We start from the raw sequence: 21580 nt of genomic DNA on the forward strand, positions 1-21580 counted from the left end.
TTACCGACTCGTTCTGCTACAAACTGACCGCCTTTATGGGCTTTCGAAATTCAGGATTATTATTTGCTCCGAATGTAACTGGTTCGGAATGGAACAGGAGGATTATTCAAAAGAGCAATGTCCATATTGTGGAGCGCGAACAGATCACAGAAAAATGTTACGTCCATGGGGGTTTTCTCCTGTTAAAGGTGACGAAGTAAAATTTGAAGATGAAGATGAACAATACACTTATGCTGAAGCACCTTACTATTCCTATGTTCCAGCAGAGACGGATATGAAAAGTTATAGGCAAAGTAATATTCGTTATGCAAAGCTGTCTGATAGGAAGGTACTAACAGTGAATATGGGAAGTAACAAGAATGGTTTTAACGTATGTAAAAAATGTGGAGGTGCGGAGGTTGCGGATTTGAGTAATAATGGTCATTTTACTTTTTCACAACCTTATCATGACCGTTTTTTGTGTCGGCATGAGAGATATGTAGCAACCAATATTTTTTTAGGATATGAATTTTTAACTGATATGTTTATGTTGGATATATCTTATGACACTACTAAACTTATAGGTAACAGCAATGCGGAGGAAAAGAGCATACTACGTGCTGCAGTAACGACCTTACATGAAGCACTTAGAAAAGCAATCTCTTTGGTACTTGATATAGATTACAGTGAGATAAGTGGAGGTTGGAGACCAAGAATAAAGAATGACGGTGACTCACACATTGAAATGTTTTTCTATGATAATCTTTCAAGCGGTGCAGGTTATTCATCTCTTGTTAGTTCGGTTCTTGATAAAGTGTTAGAAAAAGCAAGGCTTATTCTTTCGGAATGCGAGTGCTCACGCTCATGCAAACACTGCCTTGATAACTTCTGGAATCAGAGAAATCACCACTTTTTTGATCGGTACTTGGGACTACAGCTATTAAACTATGCTGAATTTGGGCAATTACCGGATGGATATGATTATGAAGAGCAACAGGGGCTTCTTGCACCATTGTATAGGCTCATTGCTGATGATAGAGAACTCATGCAACCTAGTCCACCAACTGAATTTGAGGTTGTTCCAGCAATTATAAAAAAGCCGAAAAACACAAGGAATAAGATGTATTTAAACCCATACGATCTGTCCGATTGGTTACCAAATGCATTTCTGACATATAGAAAAATGATTAGTGAGAGGTAGTACATGGCTAAGTCTCTTTCACCGCTCCGTTACCCAGGCGGGAAGTCAAAAATATATGATAAAGTAAAAACTCTTATAGAAATCAATGCTTTTGGTAACAAAACGTATATAGAGCCATTTGCAGGTGGCTTCGGTATAGGGATTGGTTTATTAAGAGAAAATGTTGTACAGACAGCTGTGCTAAATGATTTTGATTCCCACATATATCACTTTTGGTACTCAGTGTTTCATCACACTGATGAATTACTTAAGATGATTGTGGATACTCCCATAACCCTAGAAGAAAGAAAGACTCAACAGGCTATATATGATGATAGCTCTGCTGATGCATTGAGCGATGGGTTTGCAACGCTTTTTTTAAACCGTGTGAATTTCTCTGGTATTATTAAGGGGGGGCCGCTTGGGGGAGAATCGCAGAGCGGCAAATATAAGCTGGATTGTCGTTTTAATAAAGAGGATATAAAAAAGAAAATAGAGAATATCGCTTTGTTGAAAAATCGTATCACTATTTATAATTGTGATGCTAGTGATTTAATAATTAACAAGCTGAGTGAAGTTAAACATAATGCATTTTTTAACATTGATCCTCCTTATGTTATCAAAGGGAACAGACTGTATACTAATTATTTTGAGGAAGATGATCATATAAATCTTGAGAGGGTAATAAGCCAACATCTACAAAATTATCCATGGATCGTAACTTATGACAATTGTGAATTAATTAGAGATATTTACAGTCAATATCACTTGGAGGAATATTATATTCAGCACAACGCAGGTGGTAGTGTACTAGGTAAAGAATTAGTTATTACGAACATTCCGAATGGATCATTTGTTTGGTGAGTTTCAACTTGTAATCAAAATCAGATATATACAGATAAACGTTTATACCAATAACGATTTCGTCCTGAATTTTTTAGTCAAAAAAGCTCTTACTCTTAAGAGTAAGAGCTTTTTTGACTATGTTTAGTGCATTTTGAATAACCGAGTAAGTTTGATTGGATAGTGTTTCTCAGACTGGTTTAATTTATTTAATGAATCAGTTTCTCGCTGAACAGAATCAAAATTAGCTTCCAGATCATTGATTTCTTTAAACAGAGTGATCAAATCACGTTTCTCCAAAAACCTTCTGTTTTGATACAAGATTATTGGAATATAATTTATGAAGGTTATATTGAAAATATGTAATCAATATCAGAAACGAGGGTCAACATGCTCACTCAAGTTAGAAGCTGGACACACGATGATGCAATTCCTAATCTCATCGGTAGAAAAAAAAGTGGACTGGTCTATTTTTGAATATGGGTCGACGATACCAAATGAGTTTGTGAAATTTTTCAATGAAGCCAACGGTGGAGAAGTGGTTGAGGTTGGTAAAGGAAAACAACTCACTCTTATTTATAATGGGCTCCATTATCAGGCCTCTTTAAGAAATGTTGATCAAGTAAGTGCAGGAAGAACTACTTTTCAAATACGTTACCACTCGCCTGAGATTAAAGAGCTTATGCAATCTGTTTTCAAAATTTCTTATGAATATATCATATCTCAAAAACCTCAGGATTCGGCTAGCAAAAAGCAAGTGCTCGTACCAGACGAATTAGCAGAGTTTATCGAGTTTTACTCCACAGGTGAACCATTCAAGTATGAGATGAAACTGATCCCCTCCACGAGTGCAAAATCCCCTGACATTTGGTGGGTCAATCAAGGTTCAACTCTTAATGCAGAAAGGGAAGAAGGGATACTGTGGGCACCTTTGTCTGGAAAAGGAGGACGCTCGCAATATCATTGGGATACGATGGATGAAGTGCGAAAAGGGGATATCATCTTACATTACGCGAATGGATCATTGCGTTTTGTAAGTAGGGTGATTGAAGACCCTGTACATGCTCCAAAACCCTCTTCAATGGCAGGGTCAAGTTGGGAAGAGGAAGGGAGACTTATTCGGGTGGAGTATTTTGCAATTGAGCCGAATATTCCATTGAGTAATTTTTCTCAGGAAATTTTGAAATTGAATATTCATCAGGGACCAATCCATTCAGGTGGTGGGGTGAAACAAGGATATCTATTCCGGTTCACCATTCCGGGGTTGACAGTCATCCAAGATCAATCACCTCAAGTAAAATGGCCAGATTTTACGCGTATAAAGGGAGATTACAATATGGATGAGGTAGTAAAAAGTCCAGCTCTCATTGAGGACAGAGATGTAGTGGAAGTTCTACGAAAGATCAAAGCGTATATTAGCCAGAAGGGGTTTAGTTACCCATTGCACCTCATCGAAAACTTCTACCTCTCCCTCAAAACCAAACCTTTCGTCATCCTAGCTGGCGTGTCGGGAACCGGGAAAACCAAGCTAATTAAGCTCTTTGCAGAGGCGATGGGGGCGACCTCGGAGAATGGACAGTTTACGCTAATTCCGGTCCGGCCGGATTGGAGTGATCCGTCGGATTTGATTGGCTACAGTGACTTGTCCGGTAAGTTCCGTCCAGGGCGGGTTACCGAGGTGTTGTTAGAGGCATCCCAAAACCCGAGCAAACCTTATTTCATCTGTCTGGATGAGATGAACTTGGCTCGAGTTGAGCACTATTTCAGTGATATGCTCAGCATTTTGGAGACTCAGGAATGGCGCGACGAACGTATTGCTACCGCTCCAATCCTTCACAGCAGCTCGCTTGTGCAGGACGAGGATCAAGAGGTTTATGGCAATCTATCGATTCCGGAGAATGTGTACTTGGTCGGAACGGTCAATATGGACGAGACAACACACCCTTTCAGTAAAAAGGTACTCGACCGGGCAAATACCATCGAGTTTAATGATATCTATTTGGATCAGTTTCCTGACGAGGAGTTAGGGGCGGGATCACGTCCAGAGGCAACGCCTAATCGGTTCCTAAGAAGTGACTATCTGCAGCTAGTCGATGCCTATGATACGGATTCCAAAGATCTGATTAGAAGCACGACCGAAAAGCTAATGAACATCAACGGCATTTTGGAAGAGATCCATGCGCATGTTGGTTTTCGGATTCGGGATGCGGTGTGCTTCTATATGCTCTATAACCAGCGGTTTGGGTTGATCACCGAGGATGAGGCGTTTGATCATCAGTTGCTCCAAAAAATATTGCCTCGCATTCAAGGCAGTAGCGCTTCGATCCGCAAGGTTCTTCTGAAGCTAATGCGAGAGTGTGTGGATTCTTCTTTTGCCTTCAATGAGTATGAGGAGGATATGACCTCATTGTTCGAGGGCGATAAGCTCAAATCACTGATCGACCGGGCCAAGTATCCGCGTAGTGCCAAGAAAATCGCTTCGATGTTACGGAGGCTAGAAGAAGATGGATTCACCTCTTACTGGTTATCGTAATGCGCCAATCGAGTTAATACGCATAGAGACCAATTGGTTTGATTTGTACATCAAAGGGAAGCCATTTCATCCGACTGTCGAAATGATGCAACTCCATCGGCAAGAAGACGTGTGGGTGGATGCCCATTTCCATATCGAGACCCCTTCTCCGAAAGTAGAGATGACTTCGGTTGAAGTCTTTTCTCATCAGACCATGGACCTCCAGACTTGGCATCCCGGTGATCCGGCAGCGCCTCTGTTTTTTGAAACGCAACCTTATGAATTTGTGCTGGAGAAGAAGCAGGGGGATCTACCAATTGTATTCTTCCATGAAAATCTTCACTTACGACAAGCGGTGAAACCTATAGGTAGTCGCAGTCGGATCTTGTCTGGAGTGCTTAACTTTCAAAATGAGGTTGGCCTCACAGAGTTGGAGCTTCGTTTGCACGGAGAAGTGATCTTTAAGCTGCAGCTGGAAGTGTTCCCGTCCAAAATGGACTACAAGCGCGATTATGAAGTGATTTTGCGAGAGGTAAATGAGCAGATCTATAATCTGTCTTTTGACTTCCTGCGCAAGACGTTTCACCTTACCGGGTTAAGGGAGACGCGTCAGCAGAGTGTAACGGAGTTTTTTACGATATTACAACGGGTTTTTGGGCAGCTGACCCAAGGCATTGATCGGATCAAAAACGCTCCCCACTACAAAATGCGCCGTGAATCTCATCTTGTGGAAGCGTCGAAGGCGAAGCGGGTGGGGAAGGAGAATATCGCTTTTTTGCGTAAACGGCCAGAGCTATTTCTTCCGGGGCAGGAGCTACCTACGCACGTGCTTGAGACCCGGCGATTTAGAGACTTCGATACGGCGGAAAATCGATTCATCCGCTGGGCATTATTGCGCATCACTTCAAAATTGAAGGAGCTACGGTCCAACGCAGCAAGGAAAGAGAACGCGGACCCCGTATTGCTGAAGAAAATCGACGTGATGAGTTCGCAGTTACAGCGGCTGTTGAGACAGGATTTTTTGCAAGTTGGGGATATGAAGCAGGTCTCCCTATCCCTGGTCTTGCAGATGGCTCCGGGGTATCGGGAGGTCTATCGGATCTATCTCTTGCTGATGAAGGGGCTTTCGATTCAAGGCGATCTGTTCCGGCTATCGATGAAGGATCTGGCGCAATTGTACGAGTACTGGTGTTTCCTGAAAATCCACGATTTGATGCGGCGAAAATATGAGCTGGTAAGCCAGGACCTGATTAAGGTGAACCGGAGCGGTCTCTTTGTGACGCTGAACCAGGGGCGGAAGGCGAAGATGGTGTATCGGAATCCGCGTAATGGAGAGGTGTTTACCCTCTACTATAATGCTCTGCCCCCGGGAGACAGCCACACTACGTTGGCACAGAAACCGGATAATGTGCTGACATTAAAAAAGAATGATGCGGCGATTGAGTATAAGTATATTTTTGATGCCAAATATCGTTTGAATGCAGCCCATGAGGGGACGCCTTACTGGAAGAAGTACAAGCAGCCGGGGCCTGAAGAGGAAGACATCAACACCATGCACCGCTATCGGGATGCAATTGTGTACCAGGATCAACGAAACGGTGAGTACGAGCGGAGTATGTTTGGGGCGTATGTGCTCTTTCCATATCCAGATGAGGTGAAGTTTAAGGAGCATCCTTTTTACAAAAGCATTCAGCTCGTCAACATCGGGGCAATCCCGTTTCTGCCGAACACCACCGGTCTGATGGAGCAACTACTGGATGAGATCATTCAAGACAGCCCGGAGAAAGCTTACGAACGTTCCACTCGCCCTCGCGGGACGAAGGAATATTACTACAACAAGTTTGCAGGCAAGAATGTTCTGGTGGGTTCACTTAGAGAGCCTTCCCAGCTGAAAATGGCCCTGAAGCTCCGTTTTTACCATATGCCCCTGAAAAATATTGTCGACCACAAGCTTCTGACACAAATCGAGTACATTGCAATGTGTCAGTCTCGCAAGAAGTTCCAGGGCCCAGGGAACACGGGGATCCATTGGTTTGGTCGTGTTCTGGATTGGAAGGTGGTCCGGAGAAGGGAAATCACGGAACGGCCCGCTCGGCCCGGGACGGAGGAGGAGCTGTATGTTAAGTTTACGATCGAACGGTGGGAGCGGCGGGACAAGCCTATTGCGCTGGGTGGACAAGGGATATATACCTGTCTGTACACGAGCAAGTACATGTTTGATCGAGCCAGTGAAATTGCGGAATTGAAGCTGGAGAATGAGGAAGACCTACGGGAATGGCGTGAAGCACGTCGACTTGGTAAGGTGAAGGTACAACTGGATCACAGCGATGTGGATTTGGCAGAAAAAGTGGTGGGGATTCGGGTGGAGGAATCCTAGGAACACTTCTGAAATAAATATCTTGAAGCAATGAAGCCCGCTCGTTGAGCGGGTTTTTGCTTTCAAGGTTATATGATTGAATTTACATGAATTAATCGTTTGTGGAATCGATAAACTTAACATTCTTAAGGGCATATTCCAACGCCATGTTAATGATTTCGTTCCGAGAACGATTGCTCTTCCGGGCAAGTTCATCTAATTGTTCTTGAAGGATTTTTTCAATGCGAATGGACATTGTCACAGTCTTGTCTTCCCTTGGAGTTATGATGAACTCATCATTGCTCACACGAATCACCTCACATATCAGTATAGATAGAAAGTGAGGAATTATAACATAACACAAAATGTATTTAGTAATGAATACAAATTGCAATGTAGTTATATTACATATATAATTACAAACATGATGAAACGACTGAAATGACCCTCTTGCTGCACTCATACTATGCAGAAGCATTCGTTATTTTTGACCCCGGGGCTGTAATTCATGTTAGGAGGCATCATTTATGGAAATTATTTTAGAATCAATTCCAGGTGGAGCCTTATTCTTTGATGAATACATAAACGATTTGTTTAAAGTGAAATTTTATCTGGAAGACCAAAAAGTCGTTAGTCCTATTTATGCTTATGGTCCAAACTCAGAAGGTAAGGAATTCAAAACTGAACTCTGTTTGAGCAGCTTACTACCCTATGTAGATGAAGTTAGAATTAAAAGAATTTTATTAGAGATCTTGATATCGGATGCAAGATTGGAATTGAACTCCTATGAACAGGAACTAAACACAGCAAGTTCCGAAGAACTAGCGAAAATATGGGAACCCCGCGATAAAAGCAAATGGTGGACACTGTTATATCTAACAAAAAGAGAAGTTCTGCATTACAGTAAATACGATGCACAAAGGAAACTTCATAAATACGAGAAAATGCTAAGTGAATTGTTGGATGAGTTTTAGTTTCTTCACGTATTGAATGGCTTCTTAAATATATAGGACAGGGATACGACGCCCCTCGCGCCAATGAAGAGAAACCACAACCTTATGCGGTTGTGGTTTCTCACTATGCTTAGTTTATCCCATTGAACAACACAGGAAGCAAAATCAACTGGTTAATGACATGCGTGGCGATATGTCCGAGCATGGCGTAGGCTATTCCGTGTTTCCAATACAGATAGCCAAATCCGATGCCTGGCAAGAAGTTAAGTAATAGCGTCCGGGCTACAGTCACGTTGGTTAACCCCAGCATTTGTGCAGTGGCAGGAAGATGCCCTGCGGCAAAGATCAAGGCGGCCAAGACTATTCCCACGATATAGATGCTATTGCGATCCGAGGTGTTTGTCAGCTTGCTGGCCAGCCAGATGAGGATCGACATCAGTCCGAATCGGATTAGAAGCTCCTCAATGATTCCCCCGTACAATACGCTTCCCGCAAAATAAAGCCAGGAAAATTCAAACTTCTCCGATAGTCCCAAACTTCCGGCAAACACCAGCTTCTCTGCAATGGCAATAAAACTGGCGGACAACAGTCCGATGCTCAGCGCTGCTATCATGCTGGTTCTGCTCCACACCAATGGCTTGTTCAGATTCACTTTGGGAGCCGCCCAGATCCCTGCGATTGTAGCCAGTCCGGTTAACACTGCCGTTTGAAGCATGGCGATTAGAATAAGGACTTGCTTCGACCCGAGTTGCGCCACGATTTGATCTTCCAGTTCAGGGGATAAGACAATCGTTTGCTGGACTCCTAGCAAAGCCCCGGAGATCAAGCCTAGCACAATCGCGGCAATCACTTTTTTTGCAGATAACATTCTCTTTGTTGTGGTCATCGCTCGTTTTCCTTCCCAATACTAGATTTCAAGGCATTGATGACAGCAGCATCGTCACGAATGCCGACATCACGTAAATAGATCGAGCCGCTGGCGGATTGATCAAACACGAATCGGATTTGGCGGGTCCGCTCCGGCTGGAACAACGAATTGACGTGGCTGAAGTCGGATAGCTGGAAAGCGAAGTTTTGAAACACCGGCTCTTTGGTCGGCATCAGCGACGTCAACGGCCATTTTACGATACCGCCTTCGAACATCGGCAGCAGACCGCCCGCTGCACTTAGCGGCAGGGAGGCCGTGTTGCCGCTGATATCCTCGACTTCGATGGTCAGATCGACCAGCTCTTCCTGTGTACCCGACCGATCCGCCATGGAGAAGACGAGGGTGCCATTCGGCGGGATAGCAACCCCATTATCGGGTAAGGCGATCGTATAAGAAGGAGTGCCATCGACCTTGACGCGGTCCCATCCGAGACGAACGGCGTTAAACGGACCGGGGGCGAACTTCATTTCGACCTTTTCTTCTTTCCATTCCGTGAGCCGCTCTCCTATCAGTTGCCCGCCGGGCAGCGTGGTGGTAGAGAGGTCGATATCCTCGTCGAAGGTGCTGATGAGCGTCGTCCGGGCGTCTGAATAATCGTGGATGTACATCGTATCCGGCAGCCATTCCTTTGCGTAACCCAGATTTTGGAAAATAGCGCGATACTCTGTTCTCCCATACAAGGTTGCATCAAGGAAGGACGAGATGAGCACCTTCGCCGCTTGCAGCTGCTCCTCCTGCGGGATCAGCTGGGCCCGGTTGTACAGTAGGTTGCCAAGCCCCGGCGCATCGCTCCGGCCCCATACCGTATTGAATTGCCCGTGATTGGCCCCGTAGATATAGACCGACGCTTTGAAATCATCACTGCCAGGTGTGAAGCCGACCCGGTTATACTGGCTTGCTCCGGCGAAGGAACTGACGTCCATGTCGTGGGCGCCTTGAAGGGCGAGGTAGTTCAGATCGATCAGCTCTGTCGGCCGGCTTGCCGGCTCGTACTGGCCGTCTGTACCCGCCAGCGAGATGACGGAACGGATGCCAAAGCCGTAATTGAACTTGATGTTGCCGTCCTCCGGCGGTGACTGCAACTGGTTGTACGCGGCCGCCACCGTTACCGCCTCGCCGCCGCGGGAATGGCCGATCAGCGCGATCCGGTGCATATCCACTTTCCCATAGAACGGGTTGCCCACCGTGCCGTTCCATTTCTTCCATACGCTCAAGTGCTCCAGCATGAGCCAGCCGCGTGCCGGGTTTTCCTTCTCCAGCACGTTCAACATGAACAGGTCGTCGAAGGGCGAGGTGTTGAGAAAATTTTCATCGATCGACACGACGATATAGCCGCGGCTCGCCAGCAGTTCCCCCAAATAGGCATAGCCCGGGTCTGAATAATCGGTGGCGAGATGGTTGCCGTGCACGATCATCACGAGTGGAAATGGCCCTTCTCCATCAGGATACCAGACCAGCCCGTTTAACGGTATCGCTTCCGGTCCGAAACCAAATGTCTTTGTACGGAGGGAGGACCAGTTCGCCACAAAGGCCGAGCCGTCCACCGGCTCCGTGATCAGCGAATCTTCTGCGTTAAAAACCTTTCGGTAGCCGTTTGCGCTGCCGTAGGTTAGTTTTTTGATCGGATACGTCCCCGGCTCCGCAGGATTCGCTAATGTTCCCGGGTAATGCTCTGGTGCTTTCATGACCGACAGCCGGTAAGGCTTCGCCAGTTCCGCGCGCCCGCCATCCACCAGCCAAGCTCCCGTGCAGAGGGTAAACACAACGGTCACTGCCGTCGCAATTCCGGCTATCACCTTCGTGCGTGTTTTTGCTTCGCGATATGAACCCCGGATCCAGCGGGATATCATCGCTCCCGATAAGGAACAGCCGGCCAGCACGGACAAGGTGACGATAAACATGACCGTCATCGGACCAATAAAGCTGATGAACAGCAGGATGAAGGAGGCAAGCGCCAGACCTATGTACCGCGAAGGCATACGTTTGGCAAGATGCAGCACTCCAGCAATAACCATGGCGATTAAAGCAATGGCAATCAGGAACACTCCGGTTCCGATCACATAATCCCACAGGCCCCGCGACCCAATCAGGTGATAGCTTTGGATGAGAAAAATGACGCCCGCGATACCATAGAGCGCGATGGATGCTCCTTTCCAACCGGGAGACAACGGGGGCCTACGCTTGAACCCCTCGACAAGCCGATTCCGCCACGTTCGAATGGAACCTCTTCTGGACAACTCTGTTTCTGCCATAATATGACCTCTTTCTCAGATAAAAGTTACAACATCCAATATAGAAACTTTGCCTTTCTACCGCCTGTCGCTTTCCTTACAATAACCTTACATAGCAGGAAAACGGCTGCACGGTGCGAACATTACGAAGGAGTGAGGTGGTGGAATCATGCGCAAAACGATACTGTTAGTCGACGACGAGCAGGATATCTTGGATATGCTGAAGCTTTTTTTGGAGCCGGACTATCACGTTCTTGAAGCCAACGACGGACAATCCGCGATGGAGAGGTTCGCTCGCGAGTCCATTGACCTGGCGGTGATTGATATCATGATGCCTTATGTGGACGGCTTCAAGCTCCTTCAATGGATACGCGGCCATTCCAAGATTCCGGTGATTGTGCTGTCGGCCAAAAACCAGGAGGCGGACAAAATCGCCGGGCTTGGCCTCGGTGCAGACGATTTTATTACAAAGCCGTTTAGTCCCTTGGAGGTAGTGGCCCGAATTCAAGCGCACTTGCGAAGAACATACGAATTCAACGACGCCGGCACGGCTAAGGGAGCTGGTGCGGGCAAGGGCATCGTGGAGACCCGACTTGGAGAGTTGATCCTGGATCATGAAGCGTGCCTGTTGTACAAGCGTGGAGAACCGATCGAGCTGAGCGCGATCGAATACAAGCTGCTGAAGTTGTTTATGAGCAAACCGGGGCGTATTTTTACGAAAAAGCAAATCTTCGAGCAGGTGTGGTCCGAGCCCTATATCGCAGATGACAATACGATTATGGTGCAGATCAGCCGACTACGGGACAAAATCGAGGATTCACCGCGGGAACCTTTTTATATTCGGACGGTCCGCGGACTCGGATACCGGTTCGCCAAAAAGGATGAGTTAGATGCAACGTAGACCCCAAAAGCTGTTTGGGATGTTGTTGCGGAATTACGTGATTTTTTCTCTCACGCTGGGGATAAGCTTCGTCTTGCTGCTGCTTTTTTTCGTGGAAAGAACCAATGTGCGGATGCCTGCGGATATGTCATTGCTGCAAGCCCATGCGATTGTTCGACCAAATCCGCCCGATATCCCGACCGATGTGGTTGAAGAAGTGGGCGGTTGGGTGGAAGTTCTCGATGAGCAGCTGCGGATCCAGGAGGTTAGGGGAGAGAAGCGGGACGGTGACAGAACAGCGTATACGGAGCGGGAAGTGAACGCTCTTTTTTACGATACGGACGACAATCCGTACTATACGTCAATGGCTCCATTTCATACGGAGGACGGAGAGCGTCGTTACGTCTTGGTCCGGCTGCCGAAACAACAGATCCAAGCGGAATTCATGCTCAACGAGATGACGGAAGACTATCAGAGAATCTTCTGGATCGCACTAGCCGAGACGGGAGCGTTGTTCGTCTTGCTATTTGGAATAAATGTATATGTATACAGTCGCTTGGCCGCAGTCAGATTAACTAACCCGCTTAGCGCGATTGCCGCAGGTATCCGGAGTGTATCGGATGGGCGTTACCATGAGCGGCTTCACATCGAAGCGAATTACGAGCTGGCGCAAATTCAGGAGAGCTTCAACAAGATGGCGGAAAAGCTGGAGCGAGCAGAAGCGAACAATCGACAACTGGCGGAGAGCAAGCAGCAAATGCTTGTCCATATTTCGCACGATCTGAGAACGCCGATCACGACGATTCAAGGTTACGTAGAAGCGCTGCAGCATGGGGTCATCAAGGAGGAGTCCGGACGTCAACGGACACTTGGTCTCATCCACGGCAAGACGAAGCTGGTCGCGGAACTGATTGACGATGTGTTTGAGTTGGCGAAGCTGGAGGTTCCAGATTATCCTGTTGTCAAAAAGGGATGTGATCTTGCAGAGTTCACGCGCGAGATGGCCGCCGACTATTACGATATGTTCGAGGAGAAAGGGATGACGTTCGAGTTCGACATTCCTTCAGACGAGGTGTCGGTGCCGATCCATACGAAGCTGCTGTATCGAGCCGTCTCCAATCTGCTGGCGAACGCGCTGAAATACAATCCACCGGGGACGCATGTACGGCTCTCGCTTATTGATGGGCCGGATGTAGTGCGGATTGAGGTCGCAGACAACGGCGTTGGCATCCCCGCTGAACTGCGTGCCCGTGTCTTCGAGGCGTTCGTCCGTGGAGACGCCGCGCGCAAGAGCGACGGCGGCTCAGGGCTTGGCCTCACGATCGCCAAGCATATCGCAGAGAAGCATGAAGGCAGCCTTGTGCTTGATAGCGACGCAGGCTGGACGCGCTTTGTGCTGACCTTGCCAAAGACGGGAGAGATGAGCTCGGTCAAAGCCTAGTCTATATAAGACTGGGCTTTTTTTTCTTATCTCTGGTTCGTAGACTTCAAAATTCTCTAATTTTAAAATGCAAAAAAATTTGAATTTCTGTATTGATATTAATTTAACATGATGTTAGAATTACACTCGATGATAATGATAATTATTATCAATTGGTGATCACTTGCGATGTAAGGGAGTGGATTCATGAAGGATGGAACAAGGTACATACGGATTTAGTTCATCATTCGGTTTATATAAATTTGAATTAAAGGAGAGGTCATACAAATGAAAAGATTCACAATGAGTATCATGATGATAATCTTGGTGTTGGCGTTAGCTGCATGTTCTTCTAACACCAACACAGCTGGGGAAAGTAGTGCGAACGCTAGCAACAGCAACGCTTCGGCTGCAACTGACACTGAATCGACGGATGCCGCAAAACCAACGACCGTGGAGTTTACGGACAGCCATGGTACGGTAACGGTTCCGGTGAACCCGCAGAATGTCGTTGCTTTGGATAACAGAACGTTTGAAACTCTCGCGGATTGGGGGGTTAAGCTTGCGGCTGTACCAAAAGGCGTAATGCCAAAGGATTCCCCTTATGTTGCAGATGAATCGGTGCAAGACATCGGGAACCACAGAGAGCCGAACCTGGAAATCATCGCTGCGGTGAATCCGGATCTGGTTATTGTAGGTCAACGGTTCTCCAGCTTCTACGAAGATATTAAGAAGCTTGTTCCGAACGCCGCCGTGATTGATGTGAACGTGGACGTATCCGGTGAGAACGGTACGCCAGGTGACAATCTGGTTAACGGCTTCAAAGAGATTACCACGAAGTTTGGTGAAATCTTCGATAAGAATGAAGAAGCGGCTCAACTGGTCGCCGAATTCGATCAAGCGCTGGCTGACGCGAAAGCCGCTTACAATGGAACAGACAAAGTCATGAGCGTTATTGTCTCGGGGGGGAACATCGGTTTCGCTGCTCCATCGACTGGCCGCGTATGGGGGCCGCTGTATGATATCTTTGGTTGGGTTCCAGCTCTGGAAGTTGCGAACGCAACGACGGACCACCAAGGAGATGAAGTTTCTGTAGAAGCGATTGCCCAAAGCAATCCGGATTGGATGTTCGTCCTGGATCGCGACGCCGCAACATCCAGCGGTGAAGAGAGTGTTCCTGCCCAAGACGTCATTAACAACGCTCCCGCACTTCAAAATACGACAGCCGTATCTAAAGGACAAATTGTATACGCTCCTACGGACACCTATACCAATGAATCGATCCAAACGTTCATTGAAATTTTCAAAGACATTGCTACAGCTCTGAAGAAGTAAAATCAAAGGAGTACATGATTGTGCCCGAGAATGTTATCGCTGAGGTTGAGACGATCTCTCAACCTCAGCTTTCCAAGCCTAAAAAGATATGGACGTTTCCATTCCTACTTGCCATCCTCGGCGTGATTACTTTAGGTATCATCTCTCTGTTTACAGGGGTGTATGATATCTTCGGTCGAGAAGACGGCTGGGATATGTTCTTCATCACGCGGATTCCAAGAACGGTAGCTTTAATGCTGACCGGGGCGGCGATGGCCATGACCGGGCTGATCATGCAGCTGATGACCCAGAACAAAATGGTCGAGCCAACCACCATCGGAACTACGGAGTGGGCGGGTTTAGGTCTGCTTACAGTCTACTTGCTCATCCCTAGCCCATCCTTAGTTGTACGGATGACGGGGGCCATTATTTTCTCATTCGTCGGAACGATGGTGTTCTTCTTCTTCCTGAGAAGCGTTCGACTTCGCTCTTCTCTGATCGTTCCGATCATTGGATTAATGCTGGGGGCGGTCATCTCAGCATTGTCTACCTTTATGTCGCTCTTCTTTAACATGTCTCAGGTGATTGAAGGCTGGTTCATCGGATCCTTCGCTCCGGTTCAAGCCGGTCGTTATGAATATTTGTGGATTATCCTCCTTGTCACGTTCTTCATTTTTCTATATGCCAATCGTCTAACGTTAGCTGGATTGGGAGAAGACGTAGCCACTGCTTTAGGTGTGAATTACAAGCGACTGATTCTATTGGCGAATTTACTCATTGCGGTTGCTGTGGGGATTGTCGCCTCGGTCATTGGGAATCTTCCTTTCCTAGGATTGATTGTCCCGAACATCATATCTATGATTCGCGGCGATGATCTTCGCAGCAATCTCCCTTGGGTATGTGTCATGGGGATGGGGACGATCATGCTGTGCGATATCGTATCGAGGGTGATCATCATGCCATTCGAAGTGCCGGTCTCCTTAATTCTAGGGACCGTAGGCGCGGTCGTTTTCATCCTCATTTTGCTCAGACAACGAAGAAGCAGGAGGCTGTGATGAAGACCTTAACCGTGGATTCTCAACTCAGTACAAACCGCGATTCCAATGCCAGCCCTCGTGCTAGATCTGCCAGCGCATTTCGAACCAGGAAGGAAGCGAAACGCTACTGGATTTTACTCATGTCGTTCCTTGGTGTGGGTCTGCTTGCGGCATTGGGGTTGCTGCTTTATAACAATCCCGTCCCGGTGGATTCGCCGTCCTTCGTTCCTGTGGTCAAGCGACGGCTTGTAGCCATTGTCGCCATGTTCATTGCTGCATTGTGCCATAGCTTCTCCACCGTGGCGTTTCAGTCGGTAACGAGTAACCGGATGATTACCCCGTCTCTGCTCGGTTATGAATCCCTGTATTCAGCGATCCAGACCGGTACGTTGTTCTTCTTCGGGGCGGGTGCGCTTGTGAGCTTTACGGGGCCGGGTGCATTCTTCCTTCAGGTTTCGCTGATGATTCTGTTGAGCTTAATCTTGTATGGATGGCTGCTGTCCGGGAAGTATGGCAATCTGCAGCTAATGCTTCTCATCGGCATCATTATTGGAGCAGGTCTCAATTCCGTTTCAGGCTTTATGAGACGGATGCTGGCCCCATCGGAGTTTGACCTGCTGCAGTCCAGGCTGATCGGCTCGGTTAATAATGCGGATTCGGAATATTTTCCGATCGTCATTCCGCTGGTGGTCCTTACGGCTTTAGGTTTGTTCTTCTTCTCTAGAAAATTAAATGTCCTGGCGCTAGGCAAAGATGTGGCCACGACCTTCGGCGTGAACTATCAGAAGGGGATCATCTTCACGCTGGTCTTAGTCGCTGTCTTGATGGCGATTTCGACTTCATTGCTTGGTCCGTTGACCTTTTTTGGTTTTTTAGTGGCGATGCTGAGTTACCAAGCGGCACCCACGTATGATCACAGATATGTCTTTCCTATGGCTTTTGCTATCGGGTTTTGCATTCTCACTTCTGCGTATTTCTTGTTATATCACGTGTTTCATGCGCAAACAGTCGTAGGGGTCATTATTGAGCTGTTTGGTGGACTTACATTTCTTATCGTAATCTTAAGGAAGAGGTCGCTATGATAAGTATTCAGAACGCTAGAAAATGGTACGGGGAAGAGGTTAAAATCGGGCCCTTAAACATCGATATTCCGAAAGCCGGGGTCACTTCCTTAATTGGTCCGAACGGGGCGGGGAAGTCGACGACGCTTCTGATGATCGGCAGGTTGCTGAACATGGATGAAGGGCAAATTACCGTCGCCAATATGAATGTGACAACCTCGAAATCCGATGATCTAGCAAAGATCCTCACGATCTTGCGCCAAGAGAATCATTTCGTTACTAGACTGACCGTCAGACAGCTCGTGGGGTTCGGTAGATTTCCCTATTCCAAGGGAAGATTAACCAAGGAAGATGAAGTCATCATTTCGAAGTATATTGATTTTCTTAAACTGACGGACCTCGAGCATCGGTTTTTGGATGAGCTTTCAGGCGGGCAGAGACAAAGAGCCTATGTAGCCATGGTGCTCTGCCAGGAAACCGAGTACGTGCTGTTAGATGAACCGCTCAACAACTTGGACATTGCCCGTTCGGTACAGATGATGGAGCATCTGAAGATCGCCGCGAATGAGTTTGGCCGAACCATTCTTACCGTCATGCATGACATCAACTTCGCCGCCAAGTATTCCGATCGCATCTGCGCGATGAAGAATGGACAAATTGCCGCATTTGGTACGGTGCAAGAGATTATGAAGCCGGAAATCCTGTCAGACATTTTCGAAACGAACATTGAAATTATCGAAGGACCGTATGGTCCGATCGCAGTTTATTAGGTGAGCGGGAGATCAGTTAAGAGCATAAAGCTGTACGAGGCGAGTTTCAGGTTGTCCTGGGCTCGCCTTTTTGGTGTCTTTTGAACCAAGGAGAGCCCCTTGATTGAGCTAAATTGGCATTGGTTGAATCATTGCAGAAGGCGATTGATTATATGGAAGCTCACGTTCTTGATCCTGACCGATATCACGGTTGGTGATTATATTCGGCGGCGTCGGCTAACGCTGGCGGCACAAGAATTAATCAGCACAGACAGCATGGTGTTACTCCGAGTGAAGCCCGAAAAGGGATCGGAAAACTACAATCCAGGGACCTGTCCCAACCGCATTTGTAAATACCTACAGACAAATTTATTCGGAATGGCTGCCTTCAAATGGGTATGTGCCTGCTGAACTCCCGACTATTGAGGCTTATATCAGTCAAGATCTCTATAGTCCGAATTCCAAGAATGAAATCTGGCCTGCCGTAAAGTGAAATTGTACTATCAGAAGGCTTGATTCAGATTCAACGGAGAATCAAGTACATTGGACGAGGCTGATCTGCAGCCTTGAGCCCTATAAAAGTGATCACATGACACTGTCATCCCAATCTCCTGACAACTGTGAATTCCGCCGCCCCGGTGTTCAAAGGTAGAATGAAGCTACCAAGAGAAACGAAAGGACGGGAAAGGGATGGAGAATCGCGGCGGGAGAATTCGCTTGCTCGATATTCTGAGAGGGTTCGCGGTGTTGGGGACGCTGGGGACGAATATCTGGATTTTCGCGCATTTGGGAGACGTTAATTATGTCTTTACTTTTTATCATGCGGCGTGGTGGTCGTCGCTTCAGGACTTCGTGCGAGTCTTCGTGTTGTTCTTGGTCAACGGCAAGCTGCTGGGCTTGTTGACGATCATGTTTGGCGTTGGGTTGGAGATGAAGTATCGCCAGGCCTTGAAGCGGGGGAACGCCTGGCCGGGAATGTACCTTTGGACGTCGTTTATCCTGATGGCGGAAGGGTTGCTGCATTTTACACTGGTGATGGAGTATGACATTCTGATGAGCTACGGGATCACGGCGATCATTGCCGCTTTTATCGTCAAAGGCGGGGATCGGGCGATTCGGCGGGCGATGTGGATCTTTGGCGGGGGGCATGGAGGAATCATGCTGCTGATCCTGGGCTTCGGGATCTATCTCGGACTCTCCGGGGCGCATATCTCCATGGGAGATATGCGTGCGACGACAGCGTTATATGGCGGCGGCAGCTGGGTTCAACAGGTACAGGATCGCCTGGCGAATTTCGTGGCGCTCCGTTTGGAAGCGGTGTTTGTCATTCCCATGAACCTGTTTCTGTTCTTGCTGGGTATTCGGATGATGCGGTCTGGGGTATTTGCTCCGGATGAGAAGGGGAGACAGCATCGAAGAAAGCTGTTGAAGCTAGGTTTGGCGTTAGGAATTCCGCTGAATTTGCTGATGTTTATCCCCGGCGGGTATTTGGATTTCCCTGTACGGTACTTATTTGCCCCGCTTCTCTCGCTGGGGTATCTCGCACTCATCGCGAAGCTGGTTGAACGTTACGAAGGGCTGTGGCTGTGGCATCGGCTGGAGCAGGTGGGGCGGATGTCGCTGAGCTGCTATGTCTTGCAAAATATTACCGCTTCCCTTATTTTTTATGGATGGGGTTTGGGCTTGGGAGGCAAGGTCGACGCATTTACCACCGTTCTCATTTGGATGGCCATCTCCAGTTTCCAAATCGTCTTCGCCTCGCTGTGGTCCAAGCGGTTCCGATTCGGGCCGATGGAAGCGACGAGAAGGTGGATGACGAACCTCGCGGGCAAGCAGGCCGCTTGAGGATCAAGCATAAGGTGAGGATGCTAATTGTTTCGGAAGCTGTACCCTGAGGATCAAGTCGAGAAATTTCTACTGCTGGACGTTATTATCATTGTATTTCTAATGTACCGCGTCCTAGTGCTGGACGTTCCCTATCCGATCTTCATGAAAATCGGGTTTCTCCTCCTGTTCCTTGCCGTCTATTATGTCTGTCTATGGCATCGTCGCTGGTGGATGCTCCTGGGAAGCTGCGTTGGCTTCCTGCTGATTCTCGCGCTGAGCCTTTATGAAGGAATGGGGGCTTTGCTGTATGGCTTTGTGTTTGCAGATTTTTTGGGAAGGGCGGATCGCAAGCGAGTCATTGGCATCGGCATGGTTGGCATTGCCGCGATGTTCCTTCTGGCCGGTTGGATCCATGAAGGGGAGCCGGCGGGAGTCTTTCGGACGATTTATTTTCCCTTAATGGTGATTCAACTGGCGTACCCTCCGATCCTTCAGGTTCGAGAGGGGACGAAGGCGCTGAAGGAGAAGCTCAATCTCGCGAATGCTCAGCTGGAACGCTATATTCAGGAGGAGGAGCGGAACCGGATCGCCCGGGATCTTCATGATACGTTGGGACAAACCTTGACGATGATTAAGATGAAAAGCGAGCTGACCATCCGGTTAGTGGATCAACGCCCCGAACAAGCGAAGGAGGAGCTGCGCGATATCGTGAACACCTCCAGGCACGCTTTAAAGCAGGTGCGGGAGCTGGTGACCGGAATGAAGTTCGTTCCGCTGGAGAAGGAGATCGAGGTGGCGGGGGAGCTTTTGCATAAAGCCGGGATCCGGTTGGTTGTTACGAATCAGACGCCCTTAACTCCTCTATCCCCGGTGGCCGAAACGATGCTGGCGTTATCCGTCCGAGAGGCGGTGACGAACATTCTCAAGCATAGCGGGGCTAGTGAATGCACGCTCACCCGGTATGAACGGGATCAGCGGTTGTATCTCGAAGTAAGCGATAACGGCAATGGCCAGCTGGAGCCGGGAAAAGGCAACGGTGTACAGTCGTTCCAGGAACGGATGGCGACGCTGCAAGGGGATGTCGAAATGAAGCAGCGCCCGGGGCAGGGAACATCGATTACATTTATTGTACCGCTAATCGGAAATAGGGGGTGAAGCCGGATGATCCGTATCGTCATTGCCGAGGATCAACAAATGCTGCGAGGAGCGTTTAAATCGCTGTTGTCTTTTGAAGAGGACATGGAAGTTGTCGCCGAAGCGGAGGACGGAGAAGCCGCATGGGAAGCGATTGTGCGCTTAAAGCCCGACGTGTGCTTACTGGATATTGAGATTCCGGGGCTGACGGGGCTAGAGATTGCCGAGCGGCTCAAACAGTCTGGAAATCCGGCCAAAGTGATGATCGTGACCACCTTTGCCCGTCCGGGGTATTTACAGAAAGCGATGGACCTCAAATTAGAGGGGTATCTGCTAAAGGATGAGCCCATCGAGTTTCTGATCGATGCCATCCGCAGAGTGATAGCCGGTGAGCGCGTGATTAGCAAGGACCTGGCGGAGGTGCTGTTTCTTAGAGAGGACAATCCGCTGACCGAACGGGAGACTGAGGTGCTGCGGTTATCGCATGCCGGACGGTCAACTCGGGAAATTGCGGAGACGTTGTTTTTGACGGAAGGAACGGTCCGAAACTACTTATCCCTGGCGATTCAAAAGCTCGGGGTGGAGACCCGGCAGCAGGCCACGGAGCGGGCGAGGGAGCAAGGCTGGATTTAGGCGAAGGCAGGAGACCTTTGTTATAGTCTCGGTCTAATACTATTGTAGACCTTATCGTTCAACGATAAGGTCTTCTTTTTTTATTCTTGTGAAATCCGGCTGCGAATCTCCTCAAGCTGCTGCTCGATCCGCTTTAATTGAAGCTGGGTCTCAAGCTGCACTTGTTCGGCTGCTCTTTGCGACTTGGTGTTGATCACAAGGACGATAATGGTCAGCCCTGCACTGAAGATGGTCAACCCTCGGGCCAGTTGGTCGACATTCAGGTGGTTAACCGCTAATAAGCTGTCGGCTACCCCAGCCCCAACGAGAAATCCCCCGATGATCATCACCGTATTTAATAACCACTTCTGCTGAGTGAAAGTCCGCTGATCCGTTGGCCTAAACCAATTCGATAAGTTACGTTTCATGTAGAATTCCTGGTCTCCATTTCATGTCATCTCTTTCTTCTATTCTAGCAGAGGAGAATTTCGGGTGGAATGAGAAAAAGAGTTTCCCAATCACGTAAAAATCACTGTACTATATGTCATGATGAATATATTATGA

General features: G+C 48.0%; 19 protein-coding genes. 15 read left to right on the forward strand and 4 right to left on the reverse strand.

What is annotated here, in order from left to right; translation table 11 throughout:
* From RW092_RS10120 to RW092_RS10135, 4 genes are all read left to right on the forward strand, one after another.
* A partial coding sequence (locus tag RW092_RS10120; RefSeq protein ID WP_316010138.1) for a DUF1998 domain-containing protein occupies positions 1 to 1180 on the forward strand: 1180 nt, incomplete at its 5' end.
* 3 nt (positions 1181 to 1183) lie between these two features.
* The gene (locus RW092_RS10125) at positions 1184 to 2023 is read left to right on the forward strand and encodes a DNA adenine methylase (protein WP_028538472.1); all 840 of its coding nucleotides are present in this window, start codon (positions 1184 to 1186) and stop codon (positions 2021 to 2023) included.
* 403 nt (positions 2024 to 2426) lie between these two features.
* Positions 2427 to 4535, forward strand: coding sequence for an McrB family protein (locus tag RW092_RS10130; RefSeq protein ID WP_316010139.1), 2109 nt, complete (start codon positions 2427 to 2429; stop codon positions 4533 to 4535).
* Positions 4507 to 6891 (forward strand): restriction endonuclease-like protein, encoded by a 2385-nt coding sequence (locus RW092_RS10135; protein WP_316010140.1) that lies wholly within the window; start codon positions 4507 to 4509, stop codon positions 6889 to 6891. The genes RW092_RS10130 and RW092_RS10135 overlap by 29 nt, the downstream gene beginning before the upstream one ends.
* Positions 6892 to 6982: 91 nt before the next feature.
* On the opposite strand, the gene RW092_RS10140 is transcribed toward RW092_RS10135, so the two are convergent.
* On the reverse strand, positions 6983 to 7348 hold the full coding sequence (locus tag RW092_RS10140) for a CopG family ribbon-helix-helix protein (RefSeq protein ID WP_316010141.1): 366 nt from the start codon (positions 7346 to 7348) through the stop codon (positions 6983 to 6985).
* Positions 7349 to 7397: 49 nt separating this feature from the next.
* Between RW092_RS10140 and RW092_RS10145 the strand changes: the two genes are divergently transcribed.
* On the forward strand, positions 7398 to 7844 hold the full coding sequence (locus RW092_RS10145; protein WP_316010142.1) for a hypothetical protein: 447 nt from the start codon (positions 7398 to 7400) through the stop codon (positions 7842 to 7844).
* A 109-nt stretch (positions 7845 to 7953) separates the two neighbouring features.
* On the opposite strand, the gene RW092_RS10150 is transcribed toward RW092_RS10145, so the two are convergent.
* Together RW092_RS10150 and RW092_RS10155 are read right to left on the reverse strand one after the other, a co-directional pair.
* The gene (locus RW092_RS10150) at positions 7954 to 8691 is read right to left on the reverse strand and encodes a CPBP family glutamic-type intramembrane protease (protein WP_316010143.1); all 738 of its coding nucleotides are present in this window, start codon (positions 8689 to 8691) and stop codon (positions 7954 to 7956) included.
* A 14-nt stretch (positions 8692 to 8705) separates the two neighbouring features.
* Positions 8706 to 11003, reverse strand: coding sequence for an alpha/beta hydrolase (locus RW092_RS10155; protein WP_316010144.1), 2298 nt, complete (start codon positions 11001 to 11003; stop codon positions 8706 to 8708).
* A 148-nt stretch (positions 11004 to 11151) separates the two neighbouring features.
* Here RW092_RS10155 and RW092_RS10160 point away from each other — a divergent pair, with 148 nt between their 5' ends.
* The 10 genes from RW092_RS10160 (at position 11152) to RW092_RS10205 (ending at position 21037) form a co-directional block, all read left to right on the forward strand.
* A complete protein-coding gene (locus tag RW092_RS10160) occupies positions 11152 to 11883 on the forward strand; it encodes a response regulator transcription factor (protein ID WP_127575548.1) in 732 nt (243 codons plus the stop codon).
* The gene (locus RW092_RS10165; RefSeq protein WP_316010145.1) at positions 11873 to 13303 is read left to right on the forward strand and encodes a sensor histidine kinase; all 1431 of its coding nucleotides are present in this window, start codon (positions 11873 to 11875) and stop codon (positions 13301 to 13303) included. The genes RW092_RS10160 and RW092_RS10165 overlap by 11 nt, the downstream gene beginning before the upstream one ends.
* Positions 13304 to 13570: 267 nt before the next feature.
* Complete coding sequence (locus tag RW092_RS10170; RefSeq protein ID WP_016313929.1) at positions 13571 to 14617, forward strand: siderophore ABC transporter substrate-binding protein; 1047 nt, start codon at positions 13571 to 13573, stop codon at positions 14615 to 14617.
* Between the two features lie 14 nt (positions 14618 to 14631).
* Positions 14632 to 15651 carry an ABC transporter permease gene (locus RW092_RS10175; protein ID WP_410055528.1) on the forward strand — a complete coding sequence of 340 codons (1020 nt, stop codon included), beginning with the start codon at positions 14632 to 14634 and terminating at the stop codon, positions 15649 to 15651.
* On the forward strand, positions 15651 to 16715 hold the full coding sequence (locus RW092_RS10180; protein WP_486187851.1) for an iron chelate uptake ABC transporter family permease subunit: 1065 nt from the start codon (positions 15651 to 15653) through the stop codon (positions 16713 to 16715). Before RW092_RS10175 ends, RW092_RS10180 begins: the two co-directional genes overlap by 1 nt.
* Positions 16712 to 17464, forward strand: a complete 753-nt coding sequence (locus RW092_RS10185) for an iron ABC transporter ATP-binding protein (RefSeq protein WP_085278829.1) — start codon at positions 16712 to 16714, stop codon at positions 17462 to 17464. Before RW092_RS10180 ends, RW092_RS10185 begins: the two co-directional genes overlap by 4 nt.
* Positions 17465 to 17810: 346 nt before the next feature.
* Positions 17811 to 17936 (forward strand): hypothetical protein, encoded by a 126-nt coding sequence (locus RW092_RS10190; protein ID WP_232228314.1) that lies wholly within the window; start codon positions 17811 to 17813, stop codon positions 17934 to 17936.
* Positions 17937 to 18133: 197 nt separating this feature from the next.
* Positions 18134 to 19288, forward strand: coding sequence for a DUF418 domain-containing protein (locus RW092_RS10195; RefSeq protein WP_316010146.1), 1155 nt, complete (start codon positions 18134 to 18136; stop codon positions 19286 to 19288).
* A gap of 27 nt (positions 19289 to 19315) precedes the next feature.
* The gene (locus tag RW092_RS10200; RefSeq protein WP_316010147.1) at positions 19316 to 20425 is read left to right on the forward strand and encodes a sensor histidine kinase; all 1110 of its coding nucleotides are present in this window, start codon (positions 19316 to 19318) and stop codon (positions 20423 to 20425) included.
* 6 nt (positions 20426 to 20431) lie between these two features.
* On the forward strand, positions 20432 to 21037 hold the full coding sequence (locus tag RW092_RS10205) for a response regulator transcription factor (RefSeq protein WP_084628847.1): 606 nt from the start codon (positions 20432 to 20434) through the stop codon (positions 21035 to 21037).
* An 80-nt stretch (positions 21038 to 21117) separates the two neighbouring features.
* Here the strand turns inward: RW092_RS10205 and RW092_RS10210 are convergent, their stop codons facing one another.
* On the reverse strand, positions 21118 to 21444 hold the full coding sequence (locus RW092_RS10210; protein WP_016313921.1) for a hypothetical protein: 327 nt from the start codon (positions 21442 to 21444) through the stop codon (positions 21118 to 21120).
* Positions 21445 to 21580: the final 136 nt, after the last annotated feature.

Source organism: Paenibacillus sp. 3LSP (assembly GCF_032465655.1).
GTDB lineage: Bacteria > Bacillota > Bacilli > Paenibacillales > Paenibacillaceae > Fontibacillus > Fontibacillus barengoltzii.